The following is a 16391-nucleotide window of genomic DNA, read 5'->3' on the forward strand; positions in this document are numbered from 1 at the left end:
TTCGGGGGAATCACTGGGAGGTGACCCACGAGCGCCGAGGTGACACTGCGCCAGTTGCGGTACTTCGCCGTGCTCGGCGAGGAACTCAACTATCGACGCGCCGCCGAGCGCCTGTTCATCACGCAGCCCGCGCTGTCGACGGCGATCAAGGCACTGGAGAATCACTTCGGCGTCGTGCTGTTCACCCGCAACACCCGCGAGGTCGCGCTGACCGACCTCGGCGCCGCCTGGCTGCCCCAGGTGCAGCAGGCCCTCGGTGGAGTGGACGCCATCGTCGAGAACCTCGTCACCCTCTCCGGCACGCGCCAGGGTCGGTTGCGCCTCGGCTACCTCATCGGCACCGGGGCCGACCTCCTGTTCCGGGTGGTGCGGCATTTCGAGTCCGCATACCCCGATATCACCGTTGCGCCCGTCGAGTTCGACTTCGCCGATCCCACGGCGGGTCTGGCCACCGGCAGCACCGACGTCGCTCTCATTCGGCCGCCCGTGGATCTCCCCGACCACCGCATGTTGATCCTGGACTCCGAGACGTGGATGGCATGCCTGCCGCGGGACCACAGGCTGGCCGACCGCGCCGAGATCGCGATCACCGAACTGCTCGACGACCCGATCGTCTGCGCACCGCTGACCGCGGGGACCTGGCGTGACTACTGGTTGGCGATGGACGTGCGCGGGCACCGCCCACCTTCCATCGCCGCGGTCGCCGCCACATATGAGGCCGAGACGACGTCCATCGCACGCGGCCTCGGCATCAGCTTCACCACCTCGTCGGTGGCTCGGTTCTACGACCGCCCCGGCATCGTTTACGTGCCGATCACAGATCGGCCGCCGAGCTACACGGCGCTGGCGTGGAACCCCGCGGGGCTGAGTCCGCAGGCGGATGCGCTGGTCAGGCACGTGCAGGAGCATTGGAACTTCGGCGATGCGCAGCATCGGGACGCACCGGCGACCTACTTCTGACGGCGGTGGACAACGACTGATAAACGCAGCTTATGAGTAGATCAAAACATTGAACTTCCGGTGTGCGCGCAATCCGGCTTTCCTGGCATCACTCGTTATCCGGCAACGCATGACCTGGAGTGACCGTGACCGATACCCCCGTACGACACGCTGATTCACCGCCGTCCACGCTCAACACCGAGGACGCCAAGCTCGCCGAACTCGGCTACGAGCAGAAGCTCGACCGCTCGGTCGGAACGTTGGCGTCCTTCGCGATCGGCTTCGCGACCATCAGCGCGACCACGGCTGTGTTCACAGGCTTCGGCGCCGGTTATTTCACCGCGGGCGCACCGTTCGTGTGGACGCTGCTCCTCGCCGGCGTGGTGTTCGCCCTGTGGACGTTCATCGCCGCCGACCTGACCGCCAAGCTGCCGCTGGCCGGCTATTCCTACCAGTGGATCAGCCGCATCAACGGACCCGATCTCGCCTGGTTCACCGGGTTCATCGCCCTCATGGGGTGGGTCTGCGGCATGACCGGCGTCGGGTTCATCCTGTCCGGTTACCTCGGTGGACTGTTCGGCTGGAGCATGAGCCAGAGCGCCCAGATCCTGCTCGCCATCGGCGTGGTTGCGGTGTGTGTGCTGATCAACATCTACGGTGTCCGCTTCGCCACCATGGTCAACAACATCGGTGTCAGCCTGGAACTCGTCATCACGGTGGGCGCCACTGCCCTGATCGCGATCATCGCGTTCTCCGCACCCGAGAACCACCAGCCGATCTCGGTGCTGTTCACCGGTGGTGAGGCCGGCGACAAGGACTCCTACATGCTGGCCTGGCTGGCCGCCGCGCTCGGACCGTTCTTCGGCCTGATCGGCGTCGAGTCCGGTGCCGATGTCGCCGAGGAGACCAAGGACGCGCGGCGCGTCGTCCCGAAGACGATGTTCTACGCCCTGGTCACCTCGATCGTCATCGAGCTGCTGATGTACATCGTCTACGTGCTCGCCATCAAGGACGTCGCCGCCGTCCAGGCCAATTCCGCTGCGCCGATTGAGGAGATCATCACGCAACAGGCCGGCCCCCTCGTCACGAAGATCGTCGTGGCCGTCGCGCTGACGAACATCCTGGCGTGCCTGCTGGCCAACATCCTGGTGGCCACGCGGCTCAGCTACTCGATGGCGCGCGACAACATGCTGCCGTTCTCACACATCTGGCGGCACGTCTCCCCAACCCGCAAGACCCCGACGTACTCGATCATCGGCCTTGGCTGCCTCTCGACCCTGCTGCTGCTCTCGGCGCTGGTCAACGAGAAGGCGTTCAACTTCATCATCGGCATCGCGTCGCTGCTGTTCTTCTTCGTCTACATCCTGCAGACCATCGGCCTGCTGGTCGGCGTCCGCAAGGGCACCATTCCCGAGCCCGAACCCGGCACATTCGACCTCGGCAGGTTCCGTCTGCCGCTCTACATCACGGCGCTGGTGGTCTTCCTCAGCGTCGCGGTGGCCCTGCTGTTCCTGCCGCAGTTCACCAGCAACAAATGGGTGTTCCTCGGCGTCGTCGTCATCGCCGCGCTCTGGTGGGCCACCGGCCTGAAGGCCCGGTTGCGCCGCGGCGAGGCCGGCGTCAACTACGTCAAGACCCACTCTGTCTGAACCAGACTCAATCTCCAGAAGGGACAACACATCTCATGACCGCCACATTGGGAACCAGCAACCTCGTCGCCGTCGAACCCGGCGCCATCCGCGAGGACACCCCGCCCGGATCGGTGATCCAGTACAGCGACTACGAGCTCGACACGTCCAGCCCGTTCGCGGGCGGCGTGGCCTGGATCGAGGGTGAGTACATGCCCGCCGAGGAGGCGAAGATCTCGATCTTCGACACCGGCTTCGGCCACTCCGACCTGACCTACACCGTGGCTCACGTCTGGCACGGCAACGTCTTTCGCCTGGGCGATCACCTCGACCGCCTGCTGGACGGGGCGAGCAAGCTCCGCCTGGATGCGGGCATGAGCAAGGACGAACTCGCCGAGATCACCCGCAAGTGCATCTCGATGTCGCAGCTACGCGAGTCCTTCGTCAACCTGACCGTCACGCGCGGATACGGAAAGCGCAAGGGCGAGAAGGACTTGACCAAGCTCACCCACCAGGTCTACATCTATGCGATCCCCTACCTGTGGGCCTTCCCACCCGCCGAACAGATCTTCGGCACCACCGCGATCGTGCCGCGCCATGTCCGTCGGGCCGGCCGCAACACCGTCGACCCCACCATCAAGAACTACCAGTGGGGCGATCTGACCGCGGCGAGCTTCGAGGCCAAGGACCGCGGGGCGCGTACGGCGATCCTGCTGGACTCCGACAACTGCGTGGCCGAGGGGCCCGGTTTCAATGTCTGCATCGTCAAGGACGGCAAGCTGGCGTCCCCGTCGCGAAACGCCCTGCCCGGGATCACCCGCAAGACCGTGTTCGAGCTGGCCGACGCCATGGGCATCGAGGCAACCCTGCGCGATGTCACCAGCCACGAGCTCTACGACGCCGACGAGTTGATGGCCGTCACCACCGCGGGCGGGGTCACCCCGATCAACACCCTCGACGGTGAGCCGATCGGCGACGGCACGCCGGGACCGCTGACCGTCGCGATCCGCGACCGCTTCTGGGCGCTCATGGACGAGCCCGGTCCGCTGATCGAGGCGATCGAGTACTAGACCGCGGATACCAGCGGCTGCCACGCGGCCAGCGCCGACCGCGCGATCCTCTCCAGGGTCGCCCGGTCGGCGCCGTCGCGCGCCTGGATCGACATGCCCTGCTGCACCGTGACGTAGAAGCGGGCGATCGCGGAGACATCTGCGGTCGACGGGATCTCGCCGGTGCCGATGCCGCGTGACAGGATTTCGGCCAGCTCGGCGGTGTTCGCCTCACGCTTGTCGACGAGGTCGGCCCGGAGCGCATCCGTCGCGCCGTTGACGTGCAGCGCCGACAGCACGATCATGCAGCCCGTTGGACAATCGCCACGCGTGAAGGCGCGCGCCGTCGTCATCAGGAAGCTCTCGACCGCACCGTAGGCGCTGTCGGCCGCGGTCACCGCGGCCCAGATCTCCGCGCCCGCGCTCTGCCCGTAATGCTCCACCGCCTCGCGAAACAGTTCGTCCTTGCACCCGAAGGCCGCGTACAGACTGGTCGACCCGATGCCCATGGCCGACGTGAGGTCGGACATCGACGTGCCCTCGAAACCCTTCTCCCAGAACAGCTCCATGGCGCGTTCGAGCGCGGCCGTCCTGTCGAACTCCCTCGGTCGTCCACGTGTCGCCATCGGAACCGCCCTTCTCGCAATTCTGCACCGAATAATACAGAAATCCTTGACGGGGCGGCTGGTCGCTCCTATATTTGCATCGATCACTACAGAAATGGAGACGCGATGCAGAAGCTCGACGGGAAGAGGGCCTTCGTGACCGGCGCCAGCCGGGGAATCGGTGCGGCCATCGCCCATCGGTTGGCCGACGAGGGCGCCGCCGTGGCCGTGGGCTACGAGCATTCGGTGGACGCGGCACGCGCCGTCGTCGACGCCATCACCGCCAGCGGTGGGCGCGCCGTTGCGGTCCAGATGTCAGCGGACGATCCCGCGGCCGTCCGTCGGGCGGTGAATGAGGCCGCCGAAGCCCTTGGCGGACTGGACATCCTGGTGAACAACGCCGGCATCTACCGCGATGGCCCAGTCGAGGAGATGACGCTCGAGGATGTCGACGCGACGTTGAACGTCAACGTGCGCGCGGTGATGCTCGCATCGCAGGCCGCGCTGGCGCACCTGCCGGAGGGCGGTCGCATCATCTCCACCGGCAGCAACCTGGCGACCCGCGTGCCCGGGGCGGGCATGGCGCTGTACTCGGCGAGCAAGGCGGCGCTGATCGGGTGGACACAGGGACTGGCCCGCGATCTCGGTCCCCGCGGAATCACCGTGAACGTCGTACATCCGGGTTCCACCGACACCGATATGAACCCGGCCGACGGCCCACATGCGGCGGATCAGCGGGCGCTCATGGCGATTCCGCGCTACGGCTCGCCCGCGGATGTGGCCGCGCTCGTCGCATTCGTGGCAGGCCCGGAGGCCGGTTCGATCAACGGAACCGGCCTGACCGTGGACGGCGGCGCCAACGCGTGACCTCCGTCGACGCGGACGCCGACCGGGCCCTGCGTCGGGTGCACCTGCTGCTCGCGCCCACGATCATGCTGGCAGTCGCGACCGAGTTCATCGTCGTCGGTCTGCTGCCGCCGATCGCCAGCGAGTTCGATGTGCCGCTCTCGACCGCCGGAGGTCTGACCGCGGTGTTCGCGATCGCCGCGGCGGTGCTCGGACCACTCGTCACACTCGCCGTGAGCCGTGTGCCACCGCAGACGCTGCTCACCGCGGCGCTCGTGTTGTTCGGGGTGGGCAACGGCGTCATCGCCGTTGCCTCGGACTTCACCCTCGTGCTGGCGGTGCGGGGCGTGCAGGGGGCGTTTCTGCCAGCCCTCATCGGTGTCGGCACGGCGGAGGTCCTGCGGCACGCGCCTGCGGAATCGCGTGGCCGCGCGCTGGCCCGCGCCAACCTCGGCTTTGTGCTCGGCGTGCTGCTCGCGCTGCCCGCAGGTATCGCGCTGGCACGAGGTGGCGACTGGCGTATGCCGTTCGTCGTGCTCGCGATCGCCACCCTGCCTGTCGCGGCAGCGGTGGCATTTCTGTTCCCGCGCGACCACCACGTGCCCGACCAGCCCTCACCCCGTATCGCCGACGACCTCGCCCTGCTGCGGAGGCCCCGGTTCCTCGGTCATCTCGCGCTGTCGGTCGCGATCTTCGCCGCCATGTTCTCGGCCTACACCTATCTGGGTGCGTGGTTCGAGGACGTCATGGGACTCGACGCCGGCCGGCTCGCGCTCGCGTTTCTCGTGTTCGGCGCTGTCGGAGTCGCGGGCAATTTCATTGCAGAACGTATCGCCGACCGGTTCCCGCTGACGGCGACCGTATTCACTGCCGTCGCACTCACCGTCGCCGTGAACGTGGCAGCCTGGACCGGAGACTCGATTCTTGCGGCCGTCATTCCACTGGCCGTCTGGGGCGTCATGCACACGGCGGGTGTCACGCTCAGCCAGGTTCGGGTGACGTTGGCCGGTGCCACCGCGCCGGCCTTCGCCATGACCTTGAACATCTCGACGGCCAACCTCGGCATCGCCGTTGGGGCACTCGTCGGCGGCTGGGCCGTGGACCACTTGAGTCTCGCCGGGCTCGGCGTGATGCCCGCCGCGCTCACCGTGGTGGCGCTGCTGATCAGCGGTGCGCTGCGGGTGAAAGGCCCTGTGTCACGGCAGGATCGAGTCGACGTAGCCGCCGTCCACCCGGACCGCGGCTCCCGTCGTCGCCGACGCCAGCGGGGACGCCAGGTAGGTCACCATGTTGGCGACCTCGGCAGGCTCGATCAGCCTCTGTAGCAACGACTGTGGCCGGTGTTTGCGCATGAACTCGCGCTGCGCCTCGTCCCACGGGAGGGACTTGTCGACCAGCTCGTAGACGAAGTCCTCGACGCCGCCGGTGTGGGTGGGTCCGACGATCACCGAGTTCACCGTGACGCCGGTGCCCGCGGCGTCCTTGGCGAATCCGCGCGACACCGCCAGCAGCGCGGTCTTGGAGACGCCGTAGTGGATCATCTCGGCGGGGATGACGATCGCCGAGTCACTCGCGATCTGCAGGACCCTCCCCCAGCCCCGCTCGGTCATCGCCGGCAGGTACGTCCGGATCAGCCGGACGGCCGTCAGCACGTTGACGTCGAAGTACGTGCGCCATTGCTCGTCGGTGATCTCGCGGGCCGGTACAGCACCGAAGATGCCGAGGTTGTTGACCAGCACGTCGACGGTCGGCAGGGCACGCACCAATTCAGCGACGCCGTCGTCGGTGGTGACGTCGGCCGCAACGCCGATGACGTCGGCTCCGGTCGCCCTGCGCAGATCCGCGGCGGCGGCATCGACGCGCTCCGCCGATCGGCCGTTCACCACGACGCGGGCGCCACTGGCGGCCAGCCCCTCAGCGATCGCGTAGCCGATCCCCTGGGTCGATCCGGTGACGAGTGCGGTCTTACCAGTCAGGTCGATGTTCACGATCTCGTAGTACCACCGGAGGCCGTGAACTATTCCGGAGTGGGACAAGCTGACGGGATTCGTCCCGAAATCGTGTGATGCACGTTCATCGCTGAGGTTCCCGACTTCGACGCCGCAGCCGTCGCCGCGGCGATGCATCGCGCCGGGATATCAGCGATCAGAGCGGCGCACGTGATGCTGCGCTGAACCGAGAAGGCGACCTGCCGGTCGCGTGCCACCGGCTGCCTGGTGGCTCGCTCCCCCGGCTGCAGTGGGACTTAGACCGGTGGGCACAGAAATGGTTTGGCAGATCGCCGTGGGTAGGGTTCGCTTCAGAGCGTGGCCCACCTCAACATCGCCGACGTCGACTACTTCCTCCCCGATGGTCGGCAGTTGCTCAACGGTGTGAACTTTCGAGTCGGCAGTGGTGCCAAAACTGCACTGATCGGCCCGAATGGGACCGGCAAGACGACGCTGCTCCGTATCATCGCCGGGGATGCGGCGGCAGACGAGGGCGCTGTCACACGATCCGGAACGCTAGGCGTCATGCGCCAATTCGTCGGACAGGTTCGCGACGACTCCACGGTTCGCGATCTGCTGTTGTCCGTGTCCCCAACCCCCATTCGCGTCGCAGCGCAGGCGCTCGACAACGCAGAGAACGCGATGATCGAGCGCGACGAAGAATCAACCCAGATGCAGTATTCACACGCGCTGGCCGATTGGGCAGACGTGAGTGGCTACGAGGCCGAGGACTTCTGGGACAAGGTCACTACCTCGGCTCTCGGTGTCGCGTACGACCGTGCGAAGTGGCGAAAGGCCAACTCACTCAGTGGCGGCGAGCAGAAACGGTTGGTTCTCGAAGCGCTGTTCGCCGGGTCTGACGACGCTCTTCTTCTGGACGAGCCGGACAACTACCTCGACGTGCCGGGCAAGAGATGGTTGGAAAAGACGATCTCGGAGTCGACGAAGGTGGTCCTGTTCGTCAGCCACGACCGCGAATTGATCGCCAACGCCGCCACCCACATCGTCACTCTGGAACCGGGGATCAGCGGCGCGACGTCGTGGACACACGGTGGCGGGTTGGCTAGCTACCACCAGGCACGTGAGGATCGGAACACCCGCTTCGAAGAACTGCGCCGCCGCTGGGACGAAGAACACGCGAAACTGCGTGCCCTGGTTCTGCGATTGCGTGAGAAGGCGAAGTTCAACGACGGCCTCGCCGCTCGATATCACGCTTCACAGACCAGGTTGGCGAAGTTCGAGAAAGCCGGACCACCCGAGGCGATTCCGCTTCAGCAGAAGGTGACCGTCCGACTTACCGGTGGACGAACTGCCAAGCGCGCCTTGGTATGCCAGGAACTCGAGTTGACCGGGTTGATGAAGCCGTTCAACACCGAGATCTGGTACGGAGATCGAGTTGCCGTGCTGGGCTCCAACGGGTCAGGGAAGTCTCACTTCCTCCGCCTCTTGGCGGGCGGAGGAAGTGATCCCGGGACCGAGCACCTACCCGTCGAGGCGCTCGACATAGCACCGGTCGAGCACGGTGGTACCGCGACGCTCGGCGCTCGCGTCCGCCCTGGATTGTTTGCCCAGACGCATTCCCGGCCAGACCTCACCGGCAACACACTGCTTGAGATTCTGCACATGGGCGACGAGCACCGCGACGGGATGGGACGCGAAGCGGCGAGCCGCACTCTCGATCGCTATGGACTGTCCCAAGCTTCGGAGCAAAAGTACGACGACCTGTCCGGTGGTCAGCAGGCACGTCTGCAGATCCTGCTCCTGGAACTCTCCGGCGCCACGCTGCTGTTGCTCGACGAGCCGACCGACAACCTCGACCTCCACTCGGCGGATGCGCTGGAGCAGGGGATCGCGCAGTTTGCCGGTGCAGTCATCTCGGTCACCCACGATCGTTGGTTCGCGCGTGGGTTCGACAGGTTCCTGGTCTTCGGTTCAGACGGGAACGTGTACGAGAGCGAATCTCCGGTATGGGACGAATCGAGGGTCGAACGCGTCCGCTGAGGCGTCGCAAATTCTCAGGCCGCGAGGTGACCCCATGCCCGCGCGAGGTCTGTCCAGGGTCCCATTGCGGCGATCTCACCATCGACGAGGACGACCACGCGGTCGGCCTGCGACAGTGCCGCTCGCTTGGAGCTAGCACCCAGCACCGTGATGCCGCGGGCGCGAAGTCCGGCCCACAGCTCGACCTCGGTGGTCGCGTCGAGAGCGCTGGAGATGTCGTCGGCGAGCAGCAGTTCCGGCTCCACCGCGAGTGCCCTGGCGAGCGCCAGCCGCTGGGCCTGCCCACCGGACAGGCGGACCCCGCGATGACCGACGATCGCGTCGATGCCACCCGCTGCCGCGATGTCCGGCACGAGGCGCGCATCGGTGACGGCCCGATCGATCTCGCGATCATGATCGAGGCGCACGTTGTCGGCAAACGTCCCCGACAGCACCCGCGGGACCTGTGCGACATGCGCAACCTGGCCCGGCCGCAGGAACGTCTGCGCATCGGCGACCTCGACTCCATTCCAGCGGATCTCGCCGGTGTGGCCCACCAGACCGCACAGCACCGACAGCAGGCTCGACTTTCCCGATCCGACCTGGCCGAGAAGTAGGACCAGCTCGCCAGCCTCGACGGTGAGATCGACCCCGGAGACCCCGCGAGTACCGTCGTCGTGTACCGCCGTCACATTGCGAAGTTCGATGCGTTGCAACGGAGTTCGCGGCGGCGGTGTCGGACGCGGTGCGGTTCCGGCCACGACGTCGATGCCCGGTGGGATATCCATCAGGTCGGCGCCGCCAGCGAAGCGGCTGGTCGCCCGCTGCCACGCGCGGGTTCCCGGCGCCTCGGTGACCACCGCTCCGGCGACGCTGCCGAAGTGGTCGAAACCAACGACCGCACCCGAGACGAGCAGCGCAACCGCCAGATCCCAGCCATTGAGCAGATAGACGATCCACGCCGCGACGACACCCAGCTGCACCATCACGACGGGGACTCCGAAGAGTACCGACTGGACTCGGTGCTCACGCACGGCGGCGCCGACGCGGCCCCTGTCGACGCGGTCGAGGTGTGCGCGCACGTCGCCGATGGCGGCGGCGAGCTTGACGGTGCGCATGCACTCCAACGCCGAGACCAGCGACCGGCCGAAGTCCGCGCGGGTCGCGGAGGCCGTTGCCGCCGACCGTCCCGCGATCGGGCGACCTGCCACCGAAGCCACTGCCGCAGCGACCATTACGGCCAAGAGAATGGCTCCCGCGATCACCGTCCCGCCGAGGAAGGCCGCAATGACCACGATGACAAGCCCGCTGACGACGTCGACCCAGCGATCGGCATATCGAAGGAATCGGTCCGAGTCGAGTACTCGCGACACCACCTCACCCGGTGGGGTCCGGGCCAGCCGGTGCTGTCGGGTCTGAGCATCGAGCACCGTCATCCGAATGCGCAGCGCACATGCGGACCACCACGGCATGAACCGACGAATCGCCCAGGCCAAGACGAAGGGCTCCGCCACAATGCTCAGAACGACGGCGGCGGTGAGCAGCACCGGCGTTCGGCCTTCCGTCAGGTTCTGGACGAGTTGCCCCCAAACGAAACCGCTGATGGCGCCGGTCGCGCCGAGCAGTCCCGTCAGCAGGAAGAGGAACCCCCCGAGGAGTCCCCAGGTGGGGTACACCCGCACCATGTGGGCGATCCCGCGGGCCAGGCTCGGTCCGCCATCGACGTCGGGTTGCTGCGGAGGCGTCCCCTGGCGTCGGACACCGCCGATCGCCGTGCTGGCGTCTTCGAAGGCCGGTTCCGGCGTCACCTCAGCGGTTCCGACTTCGGCGGCACCGGAGGCGTCGAGAAGCTCGCGGAACGGACCTGGTCGTGATTCGAGTTCGGCGCGCGGCCCCTGGTCGATGATCTGGCCACGGTCGAGTACGACTACCCGGTCGGCGCGCGTGACGGTCGAAAGACGGTGCGCAATGAGGATTCCGGTGCGATCGGCCAGTAGTCGATCCGCCGCGCGGACTACCAGCGCCTCCGTGACCGGATCCATGCGCGCCGTCGCCTCGTCGAGGATCACGACACGGACCGCGCGGACCAGCAGTCGGGCGAAGGCGACGAGTTGTTCTTCCCCCGCCGACAGCGTCGTGCCGCCAGGACCGAGGATCGTGTCGAGACCGTCAGGCAGGCTGTCGACCCAATCGGTCAGGTCGAGCTCGGTGACCGCGTCCTGCACACGCTCCCGGGGCAGGTCGCCGAACAACGCGATGTTCTCGGCCAGTGTTCCGGCGAGGATCTCGGTGCGTTGGGTGACCACCCCGATCGAAGCCCGCAACTGCTGCAGGTCGAGTTCGAGGACGTCGACGCCGCCGACGAACAGCGAGCCGCGTTCGGGGTCGACGGCACGCGACACGAGCGACGCGAGCGTCGACTTGCCGGAGCCGCTCCGACCGACGAGTGCGCAGGTCGTGCCGGCCTTCACGTGCAGGTCGATGCCGCGAAGGGCGAAGGTGCCCTCGGTGTAGGAGAAGTGCAGATCGTTGAGCTCGATGTCGACGGAGCTGTCTGAAATAGCGGCTCCGCCATGGGGTTCGGACTCGCTGGCGAGGAGCTGTCGAAGTCGGATGATGGCACCCATGCCCGCCTGCAGCTCGGGTAGCTGTTGTGCGAGCTGGGCTATCTCGCCGACGAGGGTGGCGCTGACGAGGAAGAGTGTGATCAGTTGAGCGACGCCGAGGTCGCCGCCGGCAACCAACGCGACACCCACAATCACCACACCGCCCAGAAGGGCATGCAGCAGCCCGCCGGCACGGAGGGTCATCCGCGATTCCACGGCCACCACGGCACGAAAGCGTCGTTGGATGTTGCCCGACAGCTCGGCGCATCGTCGCAGGACATGCGCCTGACCAAGGCTGGTGCGCATGTCATCTCGGGCGGCGATGCCCTCTTCCATGGCCGCGGCGTGGTCGGTCCAGGCGATCTCCTCGATGACCTTGCGTTCACGCAGTTCGCGCAGCAGTGGCCGGATCACTATCAGGGTCAGCGGGCCGACGACGGGGAAGATGATCCAGGCTGGCCACCATGTGAGGCCGGCGACGATCCACATCGGCAAGGCGGAGAAGACGGTGCGCATCGCGTCCCACAGCTGCAGCCGGACGAGCGAACCGACTTCGTGGGTGTCGTCGTCGACGCGGTCGAGCACCTCGCCAACGGCCTGCTCCGACAACTGCTCGAGCGGCTGGTTCAACGCGGCCGTGAGCAGATCACGCCGCAGTTTGCCCTCGGCGCGGTCGGCGATAGCTGCCCAGATGGTGCGTCCCGCGGTGTCGAGCAAGGCATAACCCAACAGGCATCCAGCGAGAACCGCGATAGTGGTCCAGACCGGATTGGCGGCGAGCCGACCGATGACGACGGTGCCCAACGATTGCAGGATCGCGGCGATCGCCAGGGCGACCAGCGCGAGGCTGGTGCCCGGCCTCCACAGCCGGCGCCAGTTGACCGTGCGATCGAGTTCGACGGCATCGCCGACAGACTTTGTTGACGTGGTCGCGCCCGGCTGCGCTGTCGTAGTCGTAGTCGTCATAGTTCGGTGCTGGTCATGGCTCCTAGACGCTACGCATCGGCATTGCCGACGCGCATCCCATTTTCGCGAGCACCGCAGCCGTGGTCGGCCGCCTCGGACGAGATGCCAGGAGCACCAATACTTTCAGCCGTCGTCGCTGCTGAGAAGCCCTACCTCCAACGAGTGCCGAACTACTCAAAGCTGTCTTCCCCGTGCTTGGCGATTTCGCGTTCAGCCGATTCCCTGGGTCGAGCCGGTGACGAGTGCGGTCTTACCAGTCAGGTCGATGGTCACGATTTCGTACTACCGCCAGAGGCCGTGAACTATTCCGAAGTGGGACAAGCTGACGGGATTCGTACCGAAATCGTGTGTTCGTGCACGTAGGCGCGAGCGGTCGTGCCCGCCAGGATGGGCGTCATGACCCAGATCGTCTCGCCCATCGACGGCACCGTCATCGCTGAGGTTCCCGACTTCGACGCCGCAGCCGTCGCCGCGGCGATGCATCGCGCCGACGCCGCCAAGGAGGAATGGGGTGCGTGGCCTGCGGTGCGGCGAGCCGCCGTCCTGCAGCGCGTGGCCGACGCGATGTTGCGTCACGAGGACGAGCTGACCCACGTCGAGACCCGCAATCTTGGCACTCCACAGCGCGACTGCCGCGCCATGGTGCGACGCGCTGCGGGGTCGTTTCGACACTTCGCCTCGATGGCGACCGCCCTGCGCGATGACGTCATACCGGTTGACGGCGACTTCCTGACCTACACCCGGCGGGAACCGCACGGTGTCGTTGTGGCGATCGTGCCGTGGAACGCTCCGTTGATATTCGCCACCAAGAAGCTGGCGCCAGCGCTCGCACTGGGCAACGTGTGTGTGCTCAAGCCGGCACGCGAGACACCGTTGAGTGCGCTGTTGCTCGCCGATCTGATGTCCGACGCCGGGATCCCCGACGGCGTCGCGCAGGTCGTGACGGGAGGCGGCGAGACCGGCGCGGCGCTGACCGCCGACTCGCGCGTCAACCTCATCGTGTTCACCGGTCACGACGCCACTGGTCGGGCGATCGCGCACGCCGCCGCCGAGGGACCGGTGCCGGTGGCCCTGGAACTCGGCGGCAAGTCCGCGCAGATCGTGTTCGACGACGCGCCGCGTGGGCGGGTCATTGAGGGCATCCTCAGTGGCGTGTTCGGTGACTGCGGGCAGGCCTGCGTGGCCGGAACCCGTTTACTCGTTCAGGATTCGATCGCCGACTCCGTGGTCGGCGAGTTGGCCGAACGCACCCGAGGGTTGGTCGTCGGCGATCCATTTGACCCCGCTGTTCAGGTCGGGCCGCAGGCCACCGCCGCCCAGCGGGACAAGTCGACCGCCATGCTGCAACGCGCGGTCCGCGACGGCGCACACGTTCTCGCCGAGGCGGACCTTCCTGCGGCTGAACGACTCTCCAACGGCTTCTACGTGGCGCCAACCGTGCTCGACGGCGTCACCCCGGACATGGAGATCTTCGGCGAAGAGGTGTTCGGGCCGGTGCTGTCGGTGACTCGCTTCGCTGACGACGCCGACGCCGCGCGGCTGGCCAACGCCACCGACTACGGACTTGCCGCTGGGGTCTGGACCCGCGACCTGGCCCGCGCACACCGGATGGCCGCACGCCTCCGCGCCGGAACGGTGTGGATCAACACCTTCAAGGTGATCTCTGATCTGGTGCCCTTCGGCGGGATCGGCCGGTCGGGATACGGCCGTGAAGGCGGCATGTCATCCGTCGAGCTCTACACCCGGGTCAAGAGTGTCTGGACGTCCCTGCACGACGACGAGGTAACCGCCGACATCGCGTTGTGAGGCAGCGTCACCGTTGTGAATCAGAGCCAGTCGGACAGCACCATGTGCTCGGCGCCCGGAATCACGGCCCGTGGCGTATCGCCCGAACTGCCCAGCGGGCGAGTCGCATCGACGCCGACCCGATCGGTCACGCCACCGGAACGCAGGCTGCGGTCAACGGGATTGCCACGGCCACCCGGTATCACCACCATGTCCCGGGAAGCCTGCATGTGCGTCGCGATGGCCCGTTCGACGGCTGCGCTGTCGTGCGGCGACACGTCCCCGTCCACGACGATGACGTGTTTCAGGTCCCGATGGCCGGCGAACGCCGCCACGATCGCGTCCATACCGTCGCCGTCATGCTGTTTGTCGATGCTGACGATGGCGTGGAACTTGCGCAGCCCACCGAGTGTCACCCGGACGTCGCGCAGGCCCGGCAGCACGGCCCGGATCGCACCGAAAAGCACTCCCTCGTTGGGAAGTCCCATGATGTTGAGCTGCTCGCGAGCGCCCGACGTCAGGCCCTGGTACATCGCGTCGCGGCGACGGGTCAGGGCGGTGACGCGGAACACCCGTGCCGGTTCGCTCTCATACTCGCCGTCGAACTCGGCGAAGGGACCCTCGTCCTCCCAGCGACCGGGCACGATCTCGCCCTCCAGGACGATCTCCGCGTCGGCCGGTACGCAGACCGGTATTGTCCGACACTGCACCAGTGGTAGCGATCGATTCTGCAGTGCCCCAGTGATTCCCAGCTCGTCGAAGCCGAATGGCGTTGCACTGCCTGACGTGGCGGCAGCCAGCCGCACCGCGGCGCTGAGACCGAGCACCACGGCCACTGGTAGTGCCCGTCCGGCGGATTCGGCCCGGTCCAGCAGCCTGTGCAGGTGGCGCTGCACCACCACCATCCCCGTCTCGTTCCCGCCGCGCAGCTGCATCCGGTGATACGACAGATTGCGCACACCCAACTCGCGGTCCTCGGCTATCACCACTCCCGTGGTGAGGTAGGGGCCGGCGTCACCCTCGTGATGGGTCAGCACCGGCAGCTCGGCCGCCAGATCGAGCGAGTCTCCGGCCAGCACCTCCTCCTGCACGGGCCCGTCGGCGACCAGCACCGGTGCCACCGGATTGCGCAGTGCGTGGGCGTATCGCCGTGCCACCTGGTCGACGTGAACACCGAACGACGCGGCGATCATCGGTCGCGACGCCTGGGTGTTGATGACCACGGGGTGCCGCGAATCGGTCACCGACTCGAACAGCAGTGCCGGACCGGTGTCACAGGCGCGCGCCAGTGCGGCGATCTGGAACCTGGGATCGGCCCGACGGCGAACCCGCGTCAGTAGGCCAGCGTTCTCCAGCAGCCGCAGCTCGGCTCGCAGGTCATGTGCTGCCGCAGGCCATTTCACTGAATCAGTCACCGCCACCTCCGTGCCGCACGACGCGGCCCTGCCAGCGCGCCATCCCGGCCGGAGTCAGGCCGAGCACGTCGAGGGCGCGCATCACCATGTGATCGATCATCTCGTCGACTGTCGAGGGCCGCAGATAGAACGCAGGCACCGGCGGCATGACGATCCCGCCCGCCTCGGTCACCTGCGTCATGAGCCGCAGATGTCCTACGTGCAAGGGTGTTTCGCGAAGCATGAGAACCAGCGGCCGGCGCTCCTTGAGCATCACGTCGGCGGCCCGGACCAACAGTGTGGCGTCGTAGCAGTTGGCCACGGCAGACAGCGTCTTGATGCTGCACGGGGCGATCAGCATCGCATCGGCAGTCGACGAGCCACTCGCCAGTGTCGAGGCCAGGTCATGATCGTCGTGCACGGTGTCGGCCAACGCGAGCACGTCGCGGACCGACCAGTCGGTCTCCTGATGAATGGAGTCCCTGCCGGCCCGTGTGACGATCAGGTCGGTGTGCAGACCACCGCACTCGGCGGCCATTTGCAGAGCACGAATACCAAGCGCGCTACCCGATGCTCCCGTGATTCCGACGATCAGCCGAGGCACG

The 16391-nt window shown here is 66.8% G+C and carries 11 protein-coding genes and 1 pseudogene; 7 read left to right on the plus strand and 5 right to left on the minus strand.

Translation table 11 applies throughout. The annotated features are described in order from the left end of the window. Window positions 1–39: 39 nt before the first annotated feature. The 3 genes from ABIA65_RS32330 to ABIA65_RS32340 all read left to right on the plus strand — a co-directional run bounded on the left by ABIA65_RS32330 (window position 40) and on the right by ABIA65_RS32340 (window position 3637). Entirely contained in the window at window positions 40–960 is a 921-nt protein-coding gene (locus ABIA65_RS32330) for a LysR family transcriptional regulator (protein WP_241401442.1), read from the plus strand. Window positions 961–1085: 125 nt separating this feature from the next. Continuing rightward, complete coding sequence (locus ABIA65_RS32335) at window positions 1086–2588, plus strand: APC family permease (RefSeq protein ID WP_241401443.1); 1503 nt, start codon at window positions 1086–1088, stop codon at window positions 2586–2588. 35 nt (window positions 2589–2623) lie between these two features. Continuing rightward, a complete protein-coding gene (locus ABIA65_RS32340) occupies window positions 2624–3637 on the plus strand; it encodes an aminotransferase class IV (RefSeq protein ID WP_354526129.1) in 1014 nt (337 codons plus the stop codon). On the opposite strand, the gene ABIA65_RS32345 is transcribed toward ABIA65_RS32340, so the two are convergent. Beyond that, window positions 3634–4242, minus strand: a complete 609-nt coding sequence (locus ABIA65_RS32345; protein ID WP_354526130.1) for a TetR/AcrR family transcriptional regulator — start codon at window positions 4240–4242, stop codon at window positions 3634–3636. The two genes, ABIA65_RS32340 and ABIA65_RS32345, sit on opposite strands and share 4 nt — an antisense overlap. Window positions 4243–4347: 105 nt before the next feature. Here ABIA65_RS32345 and ABIA65_RS32350 point away from each other — a divergent pair, with 105 nt between their 5' ends. Continuing rightward, the gene (locus tag ABIA65_RS32350; protein ID WP_354526131.1) at window positions 4348–5088 is read left to right on the plus strand and encodes a 3-oxoacyl-ACP reductase family protein; all 741 of its coding nucleotides are present in this window, start codon (window positions 4348–4350) and stop codon (window positions 5086–5088) included. A 65-nt stretch (window positions 5089–5153) separates the two neighbouring features. Next, window positions 5154–6047: pseudogene (locus tag ABIA65_RS32355) on the plus strand (MFS transporter); the annotation flags it as partial. 216 nt (window positions 6048–6263) lie between these two features. Here ABIA65_RS32355 and ABIA65_RS32360 read toward each other — a convergent pair. After that, on the minus strand, window positions 6264–7055 hold the full coding sequence (locus ABIA65_RS32360) for an SDR family NAD(P)-dependent oxidoreductase (protein ID WP_241401447.1): 792 nt from the start codon (window positions 7053–7055) through the stop codon (window positions 6264–6266). Window positions 7056–7373: 318 nt separating this feature from the next. Between ABIA65_RS32360 and ABIA65_RS32365 the strand changes: the two genes are divergently transcribed. Next, a complete protein-coding gene (locus tag ABIA65_RS32365; protein ID WP_354526132.1) occupies window positions 7374–9056 on the plus strand; it encodes an ATP-binding cassette domain-containing protein in 1683 nt (560 codons plus the stop codon). 14 nt (window positions 9057–9070) lie between these two features. On the opposite strand, the gene ABIA65_RS32370 is transcribed toward ABIA65_RS32365, so the two are convergent. Beyond that, window positions 9071–12607, minus strand: coding sequence for an ATP-binding cassette domain-containing protein (locus ABIA65_RS32370; protein ID WP_354526133.1), 3537 nt, complete (start codon window positions 12605–12607; stop codon window positions 9071–9073). 396 nt (window positions 12608–13003) lie between these two features. Between ABIA65_RS32370 and ABIA65_RS32375 the strand changes: the two genes are divergently transcribed. Further along, window positions 13004–14413: an aldehyde dehydrogenase family protein gene (locus tag ABIA65_RS32375; RefSeq protein WP_354526134.1), complete on the plus strand. Its 1410-nt coding sequence runs from the start codon at window positions 13004–13006 to the stop codon at window positions 14411–14413. Between the two features lie 20 nt (window positions 14414–14433). On the opposite strand, the gene ABIA65_RS32380 is transcribed toward ABIA65_RS32375, so the two are convergent. Beyond that, complete coding sequence (locus ABIA65_RS32380) at window positions 14434–15807, minus strand: UbiD family decarboxylase (protein WP_354526135.1); 1374 nt, start codon at window positions 15805–15807, stop codon at window positions 14434–14436. Further along, window positions 15800–16390 carry a UbiX family flavin prenyltransferase gene (locus tag ABIA65_RS32385; RefSeq protein WP_241401452.1) on the minus strand — a complete coding sequence of 197 codons (591 nt, stop codon included), beginning with the start codon at window positions 16388–16390 and terminating at the stop codon, window positions 15800–15802. The genes ABIA65_RS32380 and ABIA65_RS32385 overlap by 8 nt, the downstream gene beginning before the upstream one ends. Between the last annotated feature and the right edge of the window lies 1 nt (window position 16391).

The organism is Mycolicibacterium sp. 624 (assembly GCF_040548615.1).
Taxonomy (GTDB): domain Bacteria; phylum Actinomycetota; class Actinomycetes; order Mycobacteriales; family Mycobacteriaceae; genus Mycobacterium.

Excerpts from the sequence above, each read along its gene's own strand:
- ABIA65_RS32370 (WP_354526133.1), bottom strand. The coding sequence starts at position 12,607 with ATGACGACTACGACTACGACAGCGCAGCCGGGCGCGACCACGTCAACA.
- ABIA65_RS32350 (WP_354526131.1), top strand. The coding sequence starts at position 4,348 with ATGCAGAAGCTCGACGGGAAGAGGGCCTTCGTGACCGGCGCCAGCCGG.
- ABIA65_RS32340 (WP_354526129.1), top strand. The coding sequence starts at position 2,624 with ATGACCGCCACATTGGGAACCAGCAACCTCGTCGCCGTCGAACCCGGC.
- ABIA65_RS32345 (WP_354526130.1), bottom strand. The coding sequence starts at position 4,242 with ATGGCGACACGTGGACGACCGAGGGAGTTCGACAGGACGGCCGCGCTC.
- ABIA65_RS32375 (WP_354526134.1), top strand. The coding sequence starts at position 13,004 with ATGACCCAGATCGTCTCGCCCATCGACGGCACCGTCATCGCTGAGGTT.